The sequence below is a fragment of the Shewanella piezotolerans WP3 genome, from assembly GCF_000014885.1.
Lineage (GTDB): Bacteria > Pseudomonadota > Gammaproteobacteria > Enterobacterales > Shewanellaceae > Shewanella > Shewanella piezotolerans.
On sequence record NC_011566.1, the window covers coordinates 5,340,410 to 5,361,201 of the forward strand.

12 protein-coding genes, 1 tRNA gene and 6 rRNA genes are annotated in these 20,792 nt (G+C 46.1%); 11 read left to right on the top strand and 8 right to left on the bottom strand.

The window, feature by feature from the left end:
• Positions 1–12 precede the first annotated feature (12 nt).
• The gene (gene fliB / locus SWP_RS22695; protein ID WP_020915058.1) at positions 13–1,188 is read right to left on the bottom strand and encodes a flagellin lysine-N-methylase; all 1,176 of its coding nucleotides are present in this window, start codon (positions 1,186–1,188) and stop codon (positions 13–15) included.
• Between the two features lie 242 nt (positions 1,189–1,430).
• Between fliB and SWP_RS22700 the strand changes: the two genes are divergently transcribed.
• The 11 genes from SWP_RS22700 to SWP_RS22750 all read left to right on the top strand — a co-directional run bounded on the left by SWP_RS22700 (position 1,431) and on the right by SWP_RS22750 (position 9,474).
• On the top strand, positions 1,431–2,237 hold the full coding sequence (locus SWP_RS22700; protein WP_020915059.1) for a flagellin N-terminal helical domain-containing protein: 807 nt from the start codon (positions 1,431–1,433) through the stop codon (positions 2,235–2,237).
• 281 nt (positions 2,238–2,518) lie between these two features.
• Complete coding sequence (fliD, locus tag SWP_RS22705; protein WP_020915060.1) at positions 2,519–3,883, top strand: flagellar filament capping protein FliD; 1,365 nt, start codon at positions 2,519–2,521, stop codon at positions 3,881–3,883.
• Positions 3,884–3,896: 13 nt separating this feature from the next.
• Complete coding sequence (gene fliS / locus SWP_RS22710; RefSeq protein ID WP_020915061.1) at positions 3,897–4,277, top strand: flagellar export chaperone FliS; 381 nt, start codon at positions 3,897–3,899, stop codon at positions 4,275–4,277.
• The gene (locus SWP_RS22715) at positions 4,246–4,569 is read left to right on the top strand and encodes a hypothetical protein (RefSeq protein ID WP_020915062.1); all 324 of its coding nucleotides are present in this window, start codon (positions 4,246–4,248) and stop codon (positions 4,567–4,569) included. The genes fliS and SWP_RS22715 overlap by 32 nt, the downstream gene beginning before the upstream one ends.
• A complete protein-coding gene (locus SWP_RS22720; protein ID WP_020915063.1) occupies positions 4,562–5,641 on the top strand; it encodes a flagellar hook-length control protein FliK in 1,080 nt (359 codons plus the stop codon). The genes SWP_RS22715 and SWP_RS22720 overlap by 8 nt, the downstream gene beginning before the upstream one ends.
• Positions 5,642–5,655: 14 nt before the next feature.
• Positions 5,656–6,111, top strand: a complete 456-nt coding sequence (locus SWP_RS22725; RefSeq protein ID WP_020915064.1) for a flagellar basal body-associated FliL family protein — start codon at positions 5,656–5,658, stop codon at positions 6,109–6,111.
• Between the two features lie 12 nt (positions 6,112–6,123).
• A complete protein-coding gene (locus tag SWP_RS22730; protein WP_020915065.1) occupies positions 6,124–6,846 on the top strand; it encodes an RNA polymerase sigma factor FliA in 723 nt (240 codons plus the stop codon).
• A gap of 14 nt (positions 6,847–6,860) precedes the next feature.
• Positions 6,861–7,718: a flagellar motor stator protein MotA gene (motA, locus tag SWP_RS22735; protein WP_020915066.1), complete on the top strand. Its 858-nt coding sequence runs from the start codon at positions 6,861–6,863 to the stop codon at positions 7,716–7,718.
• Positions 7,718–8,710: a flagellar motor protein MotB gene (locus SWP_RS22740; RefSeq protein WP_020915067.1), complete on the top strand. Its 993-nt coding sequence runs from the start codon at positions 7,718–7,720 to the stop codon at positions 8,708–8,710. The genes motA and SWP_RS22740 overlap by 1 nt, the downstream gene beginning before the upstream one ends.
• Positions 8,711–8,712: 2 nt before the next feature.
• Positions 8,713–9,150 (top strand): hypothetical protein, encoded by a 438-nt coding sequence (locus SWP_RS22745; protein WP_020915068.1) that lies wholly within the window; start codon positions 8,713–8,715, stop codon positions 9,148–9,150.
• 36 nt (positions 9,151–9,186) lie between these two features.
• Positions 9,187–9,474, top strand: a complete 288-nt coding sequence (locus SWP_RS22750) for a hypothetical protein (RefSeq protein WP_044556202.1) — start codon at positions 9,187–9,189, stop codon at positions 9,472–9,474.
• Between the two features lie 783 nt (positions 9,475–10,257).
• Here the strand turns inward: SWP_RS22750 and rrf (SWP_RS22755) are convergent.
• From rrf (SWP_RS22755) to SWP_RS22785, 7 genes are all read right to left on the bottom strand, one after another.
• Positions 10,258–10,373 (bottom strand): 5S ribosomal RNA (gene rrf / locus SWP_RS22755).
• Between the two features lie 203 nt (positions 10,374–10,576).
• Positions 10,577–13,471, bottom strand: a 23S ribosomal RNA gene (locus tag SWP_RS22760).
• 371 nt (positions 13,472–13,842) lie between these two features.
• Positions 13,843–15,385, bottom strand: a 16S ribosomal RNA gene (locus tag SWP_RS22765).
• 1,958 nt (positions 15,386–17,343) lie between these two features.
• Positions 17,344–17,459 (bottom strand): 5S ribosomal RNA (rrf, locus tag SWP_RS22770).
• Positions 17,460–17,474: 15 nt separating this feature from the next.
• Positions 17,475–17,550, bottom strand: a tRNA-Thr gene (locus SWP_RS22775).
• A 69-nt stretch (positions 17,551–17,619) separates the two neighbouring features.
• Positions 17,620–17,735, bottom strand: a 5S ribosomal RNA gene (rrf, locus tag SWP_RS22780).
• 154 nt (positions 17,736–17,889) lie between these two features.
• Positions 17,890–20,784: ribosomal RNA gene (locus tag SWP_RS22785) — 23S ribosomal RNA — on the bottom strand.
• Together the 16S, 23S and 5S rRNA genes with 1 tRNA gene alongside form the textbook arrangement of a ribosomal RNA operon.
• Positions 20,785–20,792 lie beyond the last annotated feature (8 nt).

Consider the following 20,792-nt stretch of genomic DNA (forward strand, 5'->3'; position numbering starts at 1 on the left):
CTGGCAACACCACTAAGCCAGCAGAGTTAAAATAGTTGCAAGATCATCAAAGTGGCATTTATCTAGCAGATCAACCACGTACTGACTGTAGTTTGCTTTATGCTGTCGACTGGTGTGATAAACCTGAAAACACATAATGATGTCGTGCTCAGTCAGACCCTGTTTATCAGCAGCCATTGCCGCCAGATAACAACGCAACATAAAGTAATCAACCATCATGACCCGAAATGCTTCAGTCGGACTTAACTTATCTACTTGTGGAAAGTTCATATGGTAAAAGTAGTAGAATAGGTAGCGATTGAAGAGATCTTCATGCTTCTCTAATGCAGGTAAAGCGTGCTGCAACCAAGCATTATTGAGCTGTTTTACACTGAAGTTACCCTCTTCGTCCACCACACGGCATACCGCCTGATTAATCAACTCAAATCGCGCTCTTCCCCGTACAGGCTTATTGGTATTTAACCATAAATGGATCGATGTAAAGGCATGCTTCTTCTGCAACTCGGTATCTTGATTAAAACCAGCTACATGTTGCTGCAACTCACCTCTATCTCCCAGACTCTCTAGTTGCCGAAACATTGCGTCAATATGGCTAGAGTCTTGCTGCTGTGCCTTAACGGACTCAACGGTTTTCATCAAAATACCGATAGCAGTCAAACTATGGCTGATCGCTAATTTGTTATTGAGCAACAGCTGAATAGAGTAATCATGTGCCTTTTGAGCCCACAAAGGTGTGCTATCAAACTCATTGTTATGACGCACGCTCATCCGCTCAAAATGAAACGCATCTGGTTTTATTAGAATGACTCGGGCAGCTTCAGGACAAGACAGAGACAAGCTTTCATAACGATCACCGTCCTTCATATGAGACATTCTTGGATAGGTTCTACAGGTGTGGCTTAATAGTGACTCCCCTGCTTTCGCGTGGATCTGGCACAGCTTATTACCATCCAAGAAACCACATGCCCCCTCTTGGTTAAGCACAGCTTTTGCCCAGGCCTGCTCACTTCTTTTTACCTTCTTAAGCGCAGTCTGAGCCAGACCTTTCAAGTCTGGATTAGCAAGGGTTTTCTTATAGCTCTGCTTATCGATATGAATATCCCAGCCATAGCAGCAACTATCTTCGCACTCACTGCCAATACAACTAAATTGAGTAACAAAACTGGGTCTAATAAGTGACTTTTCCATGTTCAGTCTCTTTACGCTTAAAGTTACTTTAACAAGGCGACTCGATCTGGGTTTATCTAAAGAGCTTTATGCATAAATATCAGCGATAGCATCAAAAAAAGCAAAAATAAATCAATATTGATTTCATAAGCTTAAGGTGATTTCTATGAATAAATTTTGTCTGAATTTTCAGTTTTGATTTTGACTGTCGTTTTATCAATTGTGACACACAATTATTCTTCGAAAGCCTAAAGGAACACGTTATGTTATCAGTTCATACTAATTATGCTTCACTCGTTTCGCAAAACTCTGTGACTAAAAACAATGACCTACTAAGCAATGCTATGGAGCGTCTATCGACTGGTCTACGTATCAATAGCGCGGCTGACGATGCTGCTGGTCTACAAATCGCAACTCGTCTAAATGCCAACGTAACAGGTATGGAAACAGCCAGCCGTAACGTTAACGATGCGACTTCTATGCTCCAAACTGCAGATGGTGCATTAGACGAACTTTCAACGATTGCAAACCGCCAGAAAGAGATTGCTACTCAAGCAGCTAACGGCGTGAACTCTGCTGAAGACTTAACAGCACTAAACGATGAGTTCCAAGAGCTGACGAAAGAGATCACTCGAATTGTTGATAACACTGAATACTCAGGCAACAAGTTGTTTGATTCGCTAAACGCAGGTGTTGAATTCCAAATCGGTGCCGGAGCAACTGAGCAACTTTCAGTATCAGTTACTAAAGCAGATCTTGCTGGTGTGACCGACGATATTTCAGCTGCAGGTGCAGCAAAAGGCGCTATCGACAAGATCGATACCTTCATCGACAAAGTTGGTGCTGAGCGTTCTACATTAGGTGCGAACATCAACCGTCTAGGTCACACAGGTTCAAACCTTGCTAACGTAACTGAAAATACTAAAGCTGCGGCTGGTCGTATCATGGACGCTGATTTCGCTGTTGAATCTGCAAATATGACCAAGAACCAACTGTTAGTTCAAGCGGGGACTAACATTCTTTCTTCTGCAAACCAAAACACTGGTTTAGTTATGGGTCTTTTGGGTTAATTCTTCCCCCCACCCAATTTTTCCTAAGGGCCTCACGGCCCTTTTTTTATTGCCTAAATAACTCCGAACACTTCAGAACCCCGCCCTAATGTCGCCTTATTAACACTATTAGATTAATTCTCTAATTCGAATTTTAGAGCGGAAGTAATGCTTCCCTCTCGCAGCAAATAACGGAAATAGTCTCGCTGTAAAGTGCAACAGATACAAGTTAGAAACCATTAAAAACAAACAGTTAACCTTTGGCATAAAGATTGCCACATTAGCTAGATTGGAGGATCGTAATGATTTCAGGAATGAGTGCAGCAACATTTGCAGAACAGCTTATATCGGCTGAACGCATGGGCAAAGATCAACTCTATAAAACCAGCATGACCAAGCACCAGAGCCAGCTTGATGCTTATGAGATCTTAGAGAGCAGCCTGAAAAAGATGACCAGTAAGCTTGAAGCAATCAATGGTGATGCATTCGAGAGTAAAACCTCATCAATCAGTGACGAAAACGCCTCGATAACCGTAGAAAGCGATGCTCCCGCGGGCAGCTATGATCTCTACGTCAAGCAACTTGCACAATCACATCAGCTATCTAAAAGCTTTAGTAGCGAGACAGAAGTGCTACCGACTACAGGCGTTTTGAGTATTCAAGTTGGCCCTAATGCAGCAGACACCATAGATATTGATATGGCGGTGCTGAATGCCGATGGAACACGTACCGTGTCCGATCTGCGAGACGCTATAAACAACCACTCAGACAACCCTGGGGTTCAAGCCTCATTAGTTCGAACTGGTGGTCAAGTTGAGCTGATGATGACCTCCAAAGAATCAGGCGCTGCTAAAAACATCGATGTCAAAATGGACGGTGTTGATTGGGGAATGACAGAGCGAAAAGCAGCCCAAGATGCAGAAGTTACCCTCAACGGCATCGATATAACAAGCAGTAGCAACTACTTAGGCAATGTCATCGACGGCGTGTCTATCGAACTCAATAGGGCTCACGCAGTCGGCGAAAGTAGCAGTATAAAAATAGAATCGGACTCGAGTACTAGCGAACAAGCCGTTAAAGACTTTGTTGAATCTTTCAATGATTTAATGGATCAGATTAACCAACTCACCCGCTCGATGGGTAGCAGTGTTGTTGACGAAGCCAATAAGGACAAAGATAAAGATGATGACGAAGAGGACGAAGATGCCCCTTCATCGATTACCGAAGATCAGCTGGGTGTGCTTAAAGGTGATTCCAGTTTAAGAATGCTGCAAAACAGCATGCGTAATAGCGTGTTTGATGCTGCCCCAAACGGCATGCGCTTATCAGATGTTGGCATCGAGATGAACCGAGATGGAAAGCTTAACATTGACGAAGATAAGCTCAATCAAGCACTCAAAGATGACCCCGCTGCAATCAAAGAGATGTTTACCGCCAGTGGTAGCTTTGTAGATCGCATCGACACCATTATCGACCCATTTACCAAGTCGAGTGGCTACTTAGACTTAAAGCAAAACAACCTAGATAAGCAGATTGAAAGAGTCGAAGACAGTATGTCTAGGCATGACTATCAGATGCAACAGCGATATCAAATCTATCTTTCTCAATTTACCGCAATGGAAAACACCATTAACCAACTTAATTCAGCCAGTGCGCTGTTTTATTAAGGAACTTTAACAAATGTTAAATGAGCACGATCCGTTTAATGCTTACAAGCAGACCTCGTTAGATGCGAGAGCCGCTGCGGCAAACCCGCATGAAATGGTGCGCATGTTGCTCGATGGACTCTTAGAGGAAATAGAGAGAGCCAGTGGCTTTATGCAACGCCGAAGTTACGAAGATAAAGGCCAAAGTATCAACAAGTGCCTCAATATCGTGCACGGACTCGACTCAATGTTGGATATCGAAAATGGCGGGGAAGTAGCCGCTGGTCTCAACCGTCTTTATGACTATTGTAGCCGTCAGCTGGTTACCGCAAGCGTCGAAAATGACACCCAAGCTCTAGCGCCAATAACGAAGGTAATCACCAATGTCAGAGAAGGTTGGACCAACCTCAATTAAGCAATGGCTTTACTTTGAGAAGGCGCTTCAATTTCATGCAGATGCTGAAGATTGGCAATCACTCGAAAAAGTGAATGCAAAAATGATAGATAGCCTAAAGAAAGCGGGTAAGCCGAGTAATGCCGCACAACTGCGGGCGCGTAAATCACTGGCATTCACTCACCAGAAAGTTTTGGCTCAGTTAGAGCAGGTTAAATCAAAATTGGCAGTCGAGATGCGCCAATTTCAGCAGCAACAAGATGGGCTAGCTGCTTATCAACTCACTCAATCAAGCGGAGATGCATATGATTAGCCCCTCAACACTACTTCATAGCACAACGAGCACCAATCCAGCTCCTTCATCGCCATTAGCGACTGCAACTAGCATGCACAATGTGGCAAATGATAACTTGGAAGGCATAGATCCAAGCGAAATAATTCCTTTCGCAATCCTTGCCTCCCAGAGCCTAGATGCAGCGAGTCGCCATCCTGTGGCTTCTGAAGCTGGCACGACATTAAAAGTCGTCGAATCAATGACAGTGCCACAAACTTTAACCGCTCAGAGTCCCGGAGTAACGGGCTTACCGTTACAGCAGTTGCCAGCAATCAGCAAAACTGCAGAGCCCCTAATTTCAGTTGGCACTCCAGCAACTCACATGGAGACCAATACAGGCTCAACTCGCCCTAGTAGCCATATGGCAACAAGCCAGGTCGGCTCCCAAACATCACAGCCTGTGCCAGCACAATATCTACCACAACAAAGCTACTCGCCTCAGTCTGTACCTACGACTCTTGCCAGCAGCTCAATGCCAATAGCTAACGAGGCATTTAACAGTTTTGCCTCGGCAAAGTCTGCGATTGCTGCTCTAGTGACTGAGGCATCGGCGAGAGAAGGGGGAGATTCGGCTCAACATATTATAGCTTCAGCATCTCGCAATCCGTCTACCGTTGCCCAATGGGGACCAGTGTCAGTCTCTCAAGCCGCCCCAATGATGCAACAGGCTCATGAGATGCTTTCCCCATTACGAGAGCAGTTACGGTTTCAGATTGACCAACAAATTAAGCAAGCAGAACTCAGATTAGATCCTCCAGAGCTTGGCAAAGTAGAGCTCAATATCCGTCTCGACGGAGATAAGCTTCATATTCAAATGCACGCGGCTAACCCTGCCGTTCGAGACGCTCTATTGATGGGACTCGATCGGCTACGCAACGAATTAGCGATGGATCATGGCGGCCAAATTGACGTTGATATCAATCAAGATGGTCAGCAAAAAAAAGAAAGTAATCAAACAAACACAGCTTCAATAGCACCTGCCTCCGTCACAAATACTGACAGTTCCATTAATGATCTCTCACAGCAAGACGACGTCGATCTGTTGGCATAACTTAGGAAATACTCATGGCATTTAGTAATACAACAGGAAAGAAAATAACAATACTCCTAATTATTATGATCTGGAGTAGTGCTGTCTTTTGGGCTGGTTGGCAATCGCCGACAATTATTGGCGGTCCATTCTCTCCCTCTGAAGATGAAATTGTTACCGCCAAATTTTACCCGTTAGATAAATTTGTAATCTCGGTACCAGGCGACGATTACCCCCATTACTTACTGCTGGAAATGGCATTTAAGAGCCGATCCAAAAATGTCGAAAGCACCATCAAGCAGGCCGACCCAGTGATCCGTAACTCCTTGATGAAAATGTTTGCCAAAAAACATTTCAACGAACTCAATGATTCCCAGCAGTTCGAGTCTCTACAAAAAGAAGCCCACCAACTGCTCACGGTCGTTCTAGCAGAAAATGAGTTCAGCATAGAGCTTGATGATGTGTTGTTCACCCGCATGGTCATTCAATAGGAGAGCTATGCTATGAACGCTGCACAAGTCGCTTACCAAACAACAGCAGAAGAGCCCACGGTTAATCGCCTGTCCGAAAGCCAAGTGATGATGCTGTACTTACCGCTAGTGAAGCGCTCTGTTTCACAACTTCGCAGTCATTGTGGTGCTGTTTTGGCCATCGAAGACATGGAACAAATTGGCATGATGGCGTTACTCGAGTCCGCAAGGCGTTACCCAGGAGAGTACGACAATGGTTTTATCTCCTATGCTGGCCAGCGGATTCGTGGCGCTATATTGGACGAGCTTCGTCGGCAAGATTGGCGACCTCGCCCAGTAAGACAGCAGGCTCATGAACTCAACGATACCGTCCGTAAGCTAACTAAAATGCTTGAACGTGCGCCAAGCGACAATGAAGTCGCACAAGCAATGGGGCTAAGTCAGGACGACTATCGTAAGCGGCTACACGCCTCTTTATCCGAGTCGATGCGAAGCTTAGATGAACTCATTAGTGATGGCGGACATTTTGAAGATAAGCAAGATGTATTTGAACAAATATCAGCCAAAGAAACTTTATTCCAAGCAATTTCGAAATTAAACAAAAGAGAACAGGTAATCCTGTCGCTTTACTATCAACATGAACTCAATTTAAAAGAAATCGCTGCCACGTTGGGATTAACGGAAACTAGGATCTGTCAGTTGCATAAACAAGCAGTAAAGCAACTTCAGAACATATACCAACAATGGGATCGGTAAGCAGGTGAGATAGTATGAGTAAACTTTTAGGGCTAGTGATCATTATCTTTTCAGTTTTTGGCGGTTATGTTTGGGCGGGTGGCACACTCGCCTCTCTGTGGCAGCCAGCTGAAATATTGATCATTTTTGGCGCTGGTGTAGGTGCCCTCATCATTGCCAATCCTAAACCGGTACTCGTGGAGATGTATGATCAATTAAGAGAACTCGTCACCATAGAAAAAGAAGATCCTGAGCTATATCCACAACTTTTTGGCTTGATGGGGATGTTGATGACTCAGATCCAATCCCAAGGTCTTAAGGTGCTTGACGACCACGTAGAAAAACCTCGAGAGAGCTCTCTATTTTTAATGTATCCCACTGTGCTGGAGCACCCAACAGTACTGCAATTTCTTATCGACAATCTACGTCTACAGTCTATCGGTAAACTCTCAGCCCATGATCTTGAACATATATTGGATGAAGAGATACATCGCATGGAAGAAGATTGGATGCGCCCATCACTTGCGCTAAATAAAGTGGCAGAAGCTATGCCTGGCTTTGGTATTTTGGCTGCCGTAATGGGGATCATCATCACCATGTCAAATATTGATGGCCCCATAACGATGATTGGCGTAAAGGTAGCAGCGGCATTAGTCGGCACCTTTATTGGTATTTTTGCCTGCTACTGTCTGTTCGACCCATTATCTAAAGCATTAGAGCATCTAGTTGAACGTAAGGCTGCACAACTACGATGTGTTGCAGCAATGCTAACCTCCTTTGCTAAAGGCAAACCGCCAATGCTGGCGATCGATGCAGGTCGTAAGCAGATACAAAGTGAGAATCGACCTACATTTGTCGAATTAGAACGCTGGATGGTGGAGCAGCAAAGCTAATGGCCACTCGTCCTGAACCTATCGTAATTCGGCGCAAAAAGAGAACCAAAGCAAAGCCTGGGCATGGTGGCGCTTGGAAAGTCGCCTTTGCAGATTTTACCCTCGCAATGATGGCACTCTTCATGGTGTTATGGATTATGCAAATTGCAGATCAGCAAGAGCGAACCATGATAGTGCAATATCTAAAAGGTGATCTTTACTCAACTGGATCGATTAACCCATTCGACTTGAGCCGCTCGCCGTCACTAATAGATTTTCAGGGCAATATAGCCATCCAGCAAGCCGTTCTGCCTGCAACATCAACCGGTGTCGATCGTAGTGGGCCAGCAATGCATAATCATATCCCTTTGGGAAAAGATAATGTTAAGGCAGGAATAGGCCCAGAACTCAATTCACTGGTTCCAGGTAAATTCGAAACTCAAGCGCAGCTTGAATTCCTAGCGAGAGAAATAGAGCAAGTGATCACTGATGTAAGCATGAATGCGAATGTTGAACTGCAAGTTGTCCCCCAAGGGGTGCGAATACTCATGCACGACAACATCAACCAGTTCATGTTTACCCGTGGCAGTTCAAATATGAAGCCTTACTTTGAAGACCTGCTTATGGCATTAGGGCCGATACTGGGCAAAGTCGAAAACAAAATGAGTATCTCCGGTCATACAGACTCAAGCCCTTACGCAGGCAAGACATTTACTAACTGGGAACTTTCAAGCAAGCGAGCGTTGCTAGCTCGACGTGTATTGGAATATTCAGGCGTACAACGTGACCAAGTCATTCAGGTCACAGGAATGGCAGACCAAGCGCCCTATATTGCTGACGATCCAGCAGCTGCGGCCAATAGAAGAATAGAGATGCTCGTGATGACCTCTGCAGCAGAAACTCAAATAAGACAGATGATGGGCATGTCTAGCGAACAGCCGCAGCCCAATAAAGAGCTAGATAGCGCAAAGAATACAGCTGAAGCCAATAAACCTAGAATGAGATATCGCTAGCCGTGAACGATCCCTTAATACAGCATGGTGAATTCATACCAGCCACTCAACAGGAACAGCAATCAACACCAAGCATTGATAGCCGGCAACACACTAGGCACTCGTTACGAGAAGACACTGACAAGAGCATAGTGCTTGCCTGTGACGGTGTAACAGTTTCCCTATACCAGTCGACTTGGCACGGCAATAAAGCTATAGGTATAGCCAATATCAAGGATATTGGCTTAGGTGGCGTAGGGTTTATAAGCCGCAGCAAGCTAAAACATGAGCAGCAAGTATCAATAGCCGTCGATGATGAATTGATACCAATCATAGTAATGCGAGTACAGGTTATCAATGACAAACTTAATTTTATTGGTGCTAGATGGGCAATAGAAGATCAAGATAAGTCCCTTAATATTATTAAGAGAATACAAGCATTAAGCGATAAATCAGCGTAATACAGAATGAGTATCATCGACAGTAGGGAGATAATAATGGCTTCATCATATGAGCGAAAAGGCCCGGATGGTCTACAAAAGCTCTTTCTGTATTTGATATTACTTGATTGGTTTATCCTACTGTACTTAACCACTGAGCTGAAAGAGATGCCATTTAAGCAAGGGGTCGCCGCCTCAATTATGGTGACACTGTTTAACTTCCTTTTAGTCAATTTGTGTTTTAAGCGTGCACGCAGATCGAGCGATAGTTACCTAATTTATCCTGTTATAGCAGGTGCTCTACTGTCATTCCTACTGTTAGCCTACTTCTTTTTTTTCAACTAAAAGCACTTAGCAAATAGCTACAGATCCTCGCTCTTTGCACATATAGTAAAGCATTGAAGCAATAACAAATAATGAGGTTACTTCCCCCTGTTAACCTCAAAAATACCGCTCAATCAAAAAAGCTTGCGGCTATCATCACATCCGGTAAATATCTCCCAACAGATGAAGAATAAGTAGCCGTTTCAAAGCATTGCTGCTAGCAGGTTGGCAACCCTAATTCGTATGATTAAAAGAGGTCATTATTATGCCACATGAGCCGTTAACTCAGCAGCAACGCGAGTTTATGTTAAGCGAGGTGTCGTTCGAGTCAGTAATACCAATTGCATTAAGTATTTGACCAGTTCAGAGCCCCTCAGTCTTTTCAATTCAAAGCGCATTGGTAAAGAAATGGTTGTTCCCTTTTAAGCCAATGCAAAGCAGAAGTGGAAAGACTGAAGGGCTCACGTAGTGCGGGTTTCAAAACGCTGTATGCTTCGCTATGAGGTTTGGATATAGAATAACTATTAGCTCAAATCCCATTACTTGCCTACAACGTTTTGAATTCCCGCTGAATGGTCAAACTTTTAATGCAATTGGTATAATTCAAAAGCTAATAAACGAAAAAATCCCTAGCGCAGAGCACTAGGGATTTATCGTAATTAGGCGCCTGGAAATGACCTACTCATACATGGGCATATCAACCACACCACAGTCAGTGTAGCACTACAGCTAAATGATTAACTTATCCATATCCCAGACGTAAAAAAGCCCGTTGCGTTAGCAACGGGCTTTCTCGTATTAGGCGCCTGGAAATGACCTACTCTCACATGGGGAAACCCCACACTACCATCGGCGATACTGTGTTTCACTTCTGAGTTCGGAATGGGATCAGGTGGGACCACAGCTCTATGGTTTCCAGACAAATTTGGCAAATTTAGAAAGCTGTTACTCGCTACGGCAAGTACATATTAAATTATTGAGTTCGACACCACATTAAGTGTCACTCTTTGCAGAGTAGTTCTAACTTCGATGAGGTAAAAACATCAGTCTCATACACCCTCCATGGATGGAGGAAGTGCCTTAAATGCATGGAGCATTTTTGGCCAAAACCCATCAGGGTTGTATGGTTAAGCCTCACGAGTCATTAGTATCAGTTAGCTCAACGCCTCACAACGCTTACACACCTGACCTATCAACGTCCTAGTCTCGAACGGCTCTTTAGAGGAATTAAATTCCTAGGGATGACTCATCTTAGGACTCGCTTCCCGCTTAGATGCTTTCAGCGGTTATCGATTCCGAACGTAGCTACCGGGCAATGCTATTGGCATAACAACCCGAACACCAGCGGTTCGTCCACTCCGGTCCTCTCGTACTAGGAGCAGCTTCCTTCAATCATCCAACGCCCACGGCAGATAGGGACCGAACTGTCTCACGACGTTCTGAACCCAGCTCGCGTACCACTTTAAATGGCGAACAGCCATACCCTTGGGACCGACTTCAGCCCCAGGATGTGATGAGCCGACATCGAGGTGCCAAACACCGCCGTCGATATGAACTCTTGGGCGGTATCAGCCTGTTATCCCCGGCGTACCTTTTATCCGTTGAGCGATGGCCCTTCCATACAGAACCACCGGATCACTATGACCTACTTTCGTACCTGCTCGACGTGTATGTCTCGCAGTTAAGCTGGCTTATGCCATTGCACTAACCGTACGATGTCCGACCGTACTTAGCCAACCTTCGTGCTCCTCCGTTACTCTTTGGGAGGAGACCGCCCCAGTCAAACTACCCACCAGGCACTGTCCCGAACCCCGATTCAGGGGCCGCGGTTAGAACATCAAAACTACAAGGGTGGTATTTCAAGGTTGACTCCACTCCATCTAGCGACGAAGCTTCAAAGTCTCCCACCTATCCTACACATGTAGGTTCAATGTTCAGTGCCAAGCTATAGTAAAGGTGCACGGGGTCTTTCCGTCTAGCCGCGGGTATACGGCATCTTCACCGCAATTTCAACTTCACTGAGTCTCGGCTGGAGACAGCGTGGCCATCATTACGCCATTCGTGCAGGTCGGAACTTACCCGACAAGGAATTTCGCTACCTTAGGACCGTTATAGTTACGGCCGCCGTTTACCGGGGCTTCGATCATGAGCTTCTCCGAAGATAACCCAATCAATTAACCTTCCGGCACCGGGCAGGCGTCATACCGTATACTTCCTCTTGCGAGTTTGCACAGTACTGTGTTTTTGATAAACAGTTGCAGCCACCTGGTATCTGCGACTGCCAGCAGCTTAAGGAGCAAGTCCCATCACCGCCGGCAGCGTACCTTCTCCCGAAGTTACGGTACCATTTTGCCTAGTTCCTTCAGCCGAGTTCTCTCAAGCGCCTTGGTATTCTCTACCCAACCACCTGTGTCGGTTTGGGGTACGATTCCTACTAACCTGAAGCTTAGAAGATTTTCCTGGAAGCATGGCATCAACTACTTCAGTCCCTTAGGACCTCGTCATCAACTCTCAGCCTAGTGTGTACCCGGATTTGCCTAAGTACACAGCCTACAGCCTTAAACGCGGACAACCAACGCCGCGCTAGCCTAGCCTTCTCCGTCTCTCCATCGCAGTTAGCAGAAGTACAGGAATATTAACCTGTTTCCCATCGACTACGCCTTTCGGCCTCGCCTTAGGGGTCGACTCACCCTGCCCTGATTAACATTGGACAGGAACCCTTGGTCTTTCGGCGAGGGAGTTTTTCACTCCCTTTATCGTTACTCATGTCAGCATTCGCACTTCTGATACCTCCAGTGTGGGTTACCCCTTCACCTTCAACGGCTTACAGAACGCTCCTCTACCGCACTAGTGTAAACACTAGTACCCATAGCTTCGGTGTATTGCTTAGCCCCGTTAAATCTTCCGCGCAGGCCGACTCGACTAGTGAGCTATTACGCTTTCTTTAAATGATGGCTGCTTCTAAGCCAACATCCTAGCTGTCTAAGCCTTCCCACATCGTTTCCCACTTAGCAATAACTTTGGGACCTTAGCTGATGGTCTGGGTTGTTTCCCTTTTCACGACGGACGTTAGCACCCGCCGTGTGTCTCCCGTATAGTACTCATTGGTATTCGGAGTTTGCAAAGGGTTGGTAAGTCGGGATGACCCCCTAGCCTTAACAGTGCTCTACCCCCAATGGTATTCGTACGAGGCGCTACCTAAATAGCTTTCGAGGAGAACCAGATATCTCCCGGTTTGATTGGCCTTTCACCCCCAGCCACAAGTCATCCGCTCATTTTTCAACATAAGTCGGTTCGGTCCTCCAGTTGATGTTACTCAACCTTCAACCTGCCCATGGCTAGATCACCGGGTTTCGGGTCTACACCTTGCAACTAAACGCGCAGTTAACACTCGGTTTCCCTACGGCTCCGCTATTCGCTTAACCTCGCTACAAAATGTAAGTCGCTGACCCATTATACAAAAGGTACGCAGTCACAGTCTCAAGAACCGCTCCCACTGCTTGTACGTATACGGTTTCAGGTTCTATTTCACTCCCCTCACAGGGGTTCTTTTCGCCTTTCCCTCACGGTACTGGTTCACTATCGGTCAGTCAGGAGTATTTAGCCTTGGAGGATGGTCCCCCCATGTTCAGACAAGATGTCACGTGTCCCGTCCTACTCGTTTTCACGTAAAGTTAGTTTTCATGTACGGGGCTATCACCCTGTGCCGCTGTGCTTTCCAACACATTCCACTAACACCCTCTACGCTTAAGGGCTAATCCCCGTTCGCTCGCCGCTACTAGGGGAATCTCGGTTGATTTCTTTTCCTCCGGGTACTTAGATGTTTCAGTTCCCCGGGTTTGCCTCTTTAACCTATGAATTCAGTTAAAGATACATGCTTATGCATGTGGGTTTCCCCATTCGGACATCGTTAGCTCAAATGCTTGTTACTAGCTCGCCAACGCTTTTCGCAAGTTACTACGTCCTTCATCGCCTCTGACTGCCAAGGCATCCACCATATACGCTTAGTCACTTAACCATACAACCCAAATAAGTCTCTATGAGAGATATCCGTTGTTTTAAGCGGGTAAGCTCAAAACAGTCGTATCGTAACTAATGGTTTCTACTTTCGCCAAAATTAGAATTTTTAACTCGTAACCGTTAAGTCACAAGCCAAGACACTTAATGTTTAAGTGTTTAGAACTCAATTTTTTAATTTCGCGTTAATCCTATAAATAACAATACGATAAATCGTAGTTGTTATCCCTTTCAGATTAACACTATCAGCTTTCCAAATTTTTAAAGAACGATATCACTGCAACAAGGCAGGATATGTTTGCTCATTAACAAGCAATCTGTGTGAACACTCAACGTAATTTCTTACTAACAGATGTGAGTTAGTCGTATAGGTAAGGAGGTGATCCAGCCCCAGGTTCCCCTAGGGCTACCTTGTTACGACTTCACCCCAGTCATGAACCACACCGTGGTAAACGCCCTCCCGAAGGTTAAGCTATCTACTTCTGGTGCAGCCCACTCCCATGGTGTGACGGGCGGTGTGTACAAGGCCCGGGAACGTATTCACCGTAGCATTCTGATCTACGATTACTAGCGATTCCGACTTCATGGAGTCGAGTTGCAGACTCCAATCCGGACTACGACCGGCTTTGTGAGATTAGCTCCACCTCGCGGCTTTGCAACCCTCTGTACCGACCATTGTAGCACGTGTGTAGCCCTACTCGTAAGGGCCATGATGACTTGACGTCGTCCCCACCTTCCTCCGGTTTATCACCGGCAGTCTCCCTAAAGTTCCCACCATTACGTGCTGGCAAATAAGGATAAGGGTTGCGCTCGTTGCGGGACTTAACCCAACATTTCACAACACGAGCTGACGACAGCCATGCAGCACCTGTCTCAGAGTTCCCGAAGGCACTAATCCATCTCTGGAAAATTCTCTGGATGTCAAGAGTAGGTAAGGTTCTTCGCGTTGCATCGAATTAAACCACATGCTCCACCGCTTGTGCGGGCCCCCGTCAATTCATTTGAGTTTTAACCTTGCGGCCGTACTCCCCAGGCGGTCTACTTAATGCGTTAGCTTGAGAACCCAGTGTTCAAGACACCAAATTCCGAGTAGACATCGTTTACGGCGTGGACTACCAGGGTATCTAATCCTGTTTGCTCCCCACGCTTTCGTACCTGAGCGTCAGTCTTTGTCCAGGGGGCCGCCTTCGCCACCGGTATTCCTTCAGATCTCTACGCATTTCACCGCTACACCTGAAATTCTACCCCCCTCTACAAGACTCTAGTTTGCCAGTTCGAAATGCAGTTCCCAGGTTGAGCCCGGGGCTTTCACATCTCGCTTAACAAACCGCCTGCGTACGCTTTACGCCCAGTAATTCCGATTAACGCTTGCACCCCTCGTATTACCGCGGCTGCTGGCACGAAGTTAGCCGGTGCTTCTTCTGCGAGTAACGTCACAGCTGTTGGTTATTAACCAACAACCTTTCCTCCTCGCTGAAAGTACTTTACAACCCGAAGGCCTTCTTCATACACGCGGCATGGCTGCATCAGGCTTTCGCCCATTGTGCAATATTCCCCACTGCTGCCTCCCGTAGGAGTCTGGACCGTGTCTCAGTTCCAGTGTGGCTGATCATCCTCTCAGACCAGCTAGGGATCGTTGCCTAGGTGAGCCATTACCCCACCTACTAGCTAATCCCACCTAGGTTCATCCAATCGCGAAAGGCCCGAAGGTCCCCTCCTTTCCCCCGTAGGGCGTATGCGGTATTAGCAGTCGTTTCCAACTGTTATCCCCCTCGACTGGGCAGATACCTAGGCATTACTCACCCGTCCGCCGCTCGTCACCTCAGGAGCAAGCTCCCTTGTGTTTCCGCTCGACTTGCATGTGTTAGGCCTGCCGCCAGCGTTCAATCTGAGCCATGATCAAACTCTTCAATTAAAGTTTTTTTGTCCCACTCGGTTAAGAGTGAAACGGCTCAATGAATTATACTGTTTTTCAAATACCCGAAGATATTCGAAGTTTACATATTGCTATGGTCACTCAGTGGTTCATTGAGAAATATTTTTGATTGCATCTAAGATGCAATTTCGAATAACTCAACACCTGTGAGTGCCCACACAGATTTGCTTGTCATATTGTTAAAGAGCGTGAAGTCATCTTTCATACTTCGCCGAAGACGCTAGGTCGTTGGCTTGAGGAGGCGTATTCTACACCCTCCAGTGTCGGCGTCAAGCGCTTATTTTAAGAAGTTTTCTAAGCGTTGATTTCTTAATCACTCTCGTGAAATCCATCATTACCCGAAGCCTTAAAAGCGATTGTCACCTGAGGCTAATTTCCGAAGAAGTTAATCTCTCACCTCTTCGTCAAAAGAGGTACTGATTACGCTGCAAGCCCCATACTACCTAGCTTTTGCTAAGAGCGATTGGCCTGCTGTGCCGTGTCAGTGGATGCGCATTATAGGGAGTTCCTGCGCAAGCGCAAGCGCTTTTATCAATTAAAACAACCTTTTTTAAAAGTCACAGATAAGCCACATCATACACACTACTTACCCCCAGACTTACCCACAATCCAGGCAAAAATCTAAACCTGAACCGCCAAGCGGGATAATGAGTCTAGTACAGTATTAAAAACTTGCACGACATTACTGTAAATACTCTTAACTTACTTAAGTGCCTAGATATCGGAAATATAATGACCATAACTACAATAACTCATGTCAGCTGCATTACTTTATTGAAGCCCTACCTGTCTAGCTAGGACAAGGTGGAGGTTACCTTAGCTAACATGGGTTGATACCATGTATAGGAGTTAATTCATGTTCCGTAAACACTATGCCAGTTTATTGCTTGCATCTTATCGAATAGATTTAACTTTCAAGCCAACACTGATGCCTGCTTATCTATATGAAACCTGAAGGAGCAGACATTGAATAAAAAGAATAAGAGTCCACTATTCTAGCGCACGAAATATTTACGAATTGCTCTTCAACAACTGGCATAAGAACAAGTTGTAACTGTAAGCGGTAATCCCCCCTTTCCGTACAGCATTGTCACTAACAAGGCTGTCTTTTCAGGGGTATTCAATCTGCTAATGACTAACGCCTTATAAATCACCGATATCAAAACAGGTGACAATGTTCAATTAACCTCTCATTGGGAATATTAAGGCCAGTCAATTAAGTCCTACTAAGACAGTCCACTTTCATGTTGGTATATACATGATACGCCAATCTATCGTTAGGTTAATGACATTAACTTACCATTATTGAATTAGGAGCTTTTACCGCTCTGCATATACTGTTCTCTCGCTAACGACTAACTTTTGCTTCGCATTCAAAGCTAACAGTAAACACTTGATCATGCTTTTCTCTTAATTATCCTAGGTTGAGGCGCGTACTCAAACAGCTATGTTTGTTGTGATAGCAATTTTTCTGCCATCATCACTGTATCTCAAACCTCAATTTACAGATGTAAAAAAGCCCATCACCTGCTAGTGAGCTTTCAACTCTCTACACGAGACAGATATTAATAAACGTAGGCGCCTGCCCCCTTAACTACCAAGGATGTGGAAAGCTCTATATACAAGAGCTATTTACTGCTTAACACATGGATATGAGTCTCACTATATTTAGGCTTTTTACTTCCTATGATCGAGTTTCCAGTTCAAAGATCCGTTAAACGAAAAAACTAGCAAAAAGTGCTAGAGACATATCGCCTCTCTTTCGAGAATACAAAGCCGCCTAAAAATGCTCTAACCACACATGGATATATCAGCCACATCACTATCAGTGTAACGCTAAGGGCTATAGCTTTATAATTAACAGATTCAAATTACAGACGTAAAAAAGCCCGTTGCGTTAGCAACGGGCTTAATACTCTCTTAACGAGAAATTAGGCGCTTGGAAATGACCTACTCTCACATGGGGAAACCCCACACTACCATCGGCGATACTGTGTTTCACTTCTGAGTTCGGAATGGGATCAGGTGGGACCACAGCTCTATGGTTTCCAAACAAATTCTTTTAAAATGGTGCTGATACCCAGAATCGAACTGGGGACCTCATCCTTACCAAGGATGCGCTCTACCGACTGAGCCATATCAGCAAAACCGTGCATGTATTTATTTGTCTTATGTGAAACATCACTGCAATTAAATAAACGACTTAATTAGGCGCCTGGAAATGACCTACTCTCACATGGGGAAACCCCACACTACCATCGGCGATACTGTGTTTCACTTCTGAGTTCGGAATGGGATCAGGTGGGACCACAGCTCTATGGTTTCCAGACAAATTTGGCAAATTTAGAAAGCTGTTACTCGCTACGGCAAGTAAATATTAAATTATTGAGTTCGACACCACATTAAGTGTCACTCTTTTCAGAGTAGTTCTAACTTCGATGAGGTAAAAACATCAGTCTCATACAAAAACCCATCAGGGTTGTATGGTTAAGCCTCACGAGTCATTAGTATCAGTTAGCTCAACGCCTCACAACGCTTACACACCTGACCTATCAACGTCCTAGTCTCGAACGGCTCTTTAGAGGAATTAAATTCCTAGGGATGACTCATCTTAGGACTCGCTTCCCGCTTAGATGCTTTCAGCGGTTATCGATTCCGAACGTAGCTACCGGGCAATGCTATTGGCATAACAACCCGAACACCAGCGGTTCGTCCACTCCGGTCCTCTCGTACTAGGAGCAGCTTCCTTCAATCATCCAACGCCCACGGCAGATAGGGACCGAACTGTCTCACGACGTTCTGAACCCAGCTCGCGTACCACTTTAAATGGCGAACAGCCATACCCTTGGGACCGACTTCAGCCCCAGGATGTGATGAGCCGACATCGAGGTGCCAAACACCGCCGTCGATATGAACTCTTGGGCGGTATCAGCCTGTTATCCCCGGCGTACCTTTTATCCGTTGAGCGATGGCCCTTCCATACAGAACCACCGGATCACTATGACCTACTTTCGTACCTGCTCGACGTGTATGTCTCGCAGTTAAGCTGGCTTATGCCATTGCACTAACCGTACGATGTCCGACCGTACTTAGCCAACCTTCGTGCTCCTCCGTTACTCTTTGGGAGGAGACCGCCCCAGTCAAACTACCCACCAGGCACTGTCCCGAACCCCGATTCAGGGGCCGCGGTTAGAACATCAAAACTACAAGGGTGGTATTTCAAGGTTGACTCCACTCCATCTAGCGACGAAGCTTCAAAGTCTCCCACCTATCCTACACATGTAGGTTCAATGTTCAGTGCCAAGCTATAGTAAAGGTGCACGGGGTCTTTCCGTCTAGCCGCGGGTATACGGCATCTTCACCGCAATTTCAACTTCACTGAGTCTCGGCTGGAGACAGCGTGGCCATCATTACGCCATTCGTGCAGGTCGGAACTTACCCGACAAGGAATTTCGCTACCTTAGGACCGTTATAGTTACGGCCGCCGTTTACCGGGGCTTCGATCATGAGCTTCTCCGAAGATAACCCAATCAATTAACCTTCCGGCACCGGGCAGGCGTCATACCGTATACTTCCTCTTGCGAGTTTGCACAGTACTGTGTTTTTGATAAACAGTTGCAGCCACCTGGTATCTGCGACTGCCAACAGCTTAAGGAGCAAGTCCCATCACCGCCGGCAGCGTACCTTCTCCCGAAGTTACGGTACCATTTTGCCTAGTTCCTTCAGCCGAGTTCTCTCAAGCGCCTTGGTATTCTCTACCCAACCACCTGTGTCGGTTTGGGGTACGATTCCTACTAACCTGAAGCTTAGAAGATTTTCCTGGAAGCATGGCATCAACTACTTCAGTCCCTTAGGACCTCGTCATCAACTCTCAGCCTAGTGTGTACCCGGATTTGCCTAAGTACACAGCCTACAGCCTTAAACGCGGACAACCAACGCCGCGCTAGCCTAGCCTTCTCCGTCTCTCCATCGCAGTTAGCAGAAGTACAGGAATATTAACCTGTTTCCCATCGACTACGCCTTTCGGCCTCGCCTTAGGGGTCGACTCACCCTGCCCTGATTAACATTGGACAGGAACCCTTGGTCTTTCGGCGAGGGAGTTTTTCACTCCCTTTATCGTTACTCATGTCAGCATTCGCACTTCTGATACCTCCAGTGTGGGTTACCCCTTCACCTTCAACGGCTTACAGAACGCTCCTCTACCGCACTAGTGTAAACACTAGTACCCATAGCTTCGGTGTATTGCTTAGCCCCGTTAAATCTTCCGCGCAGGCCGACTCGACTAGTGAGCTATTACGCTTTCTTTAAATGATGGCTGCTTCTAAGCCAACATCCTAGCTGTCTAAGCCTTCCCACATCGTTTCCCACTTAGCAATAACTTTGGGACCTTAGCTGATGGTCTGGGTTGTTTCCCTTTTCACGACGGACGTTAGCACCCGCCGTGTGTCTCCCGTATAGTACTCATTGGTATTCGGAGTTTGCAAAGGGTTGGTAAGTCGGGATGACCCCCTAGCCTTAACAGTGCTCTACCCCCAATGGTATTCGTACGAGGCGCTACCTAAATAGCTTTCGAGGAGAACCAGATATCTCCCGGTTTGATTGGCCTTTCACCCCCAGCCACAAGTCATCCGCTCATTTTTCAACATAAGTCGGTTCGGTCCTCCAGTTGATGTTACTCAACCTTCAACCTGCCCATGGCTAGATCACCGGGTTTCGGGTCTACACCTTGCAACTAAACGCGCAGTTAACACTCGGTTTCCCTACGGCTCCGCTATTCGCTTAACCTCGCTACAAAATGTAAGTCGCTGACCCATTATACAAAAGGTACGCAGTCACGGTCTCAAGAACCGCTCCCACTGCTTGTACGTATACGGTTTCAGGTTCTATTTCACTCCCCTCACAGGGGTTCTTTTCGCCTTTCCCTCACGGTACTGGTTCACTATCGGTCAGTCAGGAGTATTTAGCCTTGGAGGATGGTCCCCCCATGTTCAGACAAGATGTCACGTGTCCCGTCCTACTCGTTTTCACGTAAAGTTAGTTTTCATGTACGGGGCTATCACCCTGTGCCGCTGTGCTTTCCAACACATTCCACTAACACCCTCTACGCTTAAGGGCTAATCCCCGTTCGCTCGCCGCTACTAGGGGAATCTCGGTTGATTTCTTTTCCTCCGGGTACTTAGATGTTTCAGTTCCCCGGGTTTGCCTCTTTAACCTATGAATTCAGTTAAAGATACATGCTTATGCATGTGGGTTTCCCCATTCGGACATCGTTAGCTCAAATGCTTGTTACTAGCTCGCCAACGCTTTTCGCAAGTTACTACGTCCTTCATCGCCTCTGACTGCCAAGGCATCCACCATATACGCTTAGTCACTTAACCATACAACC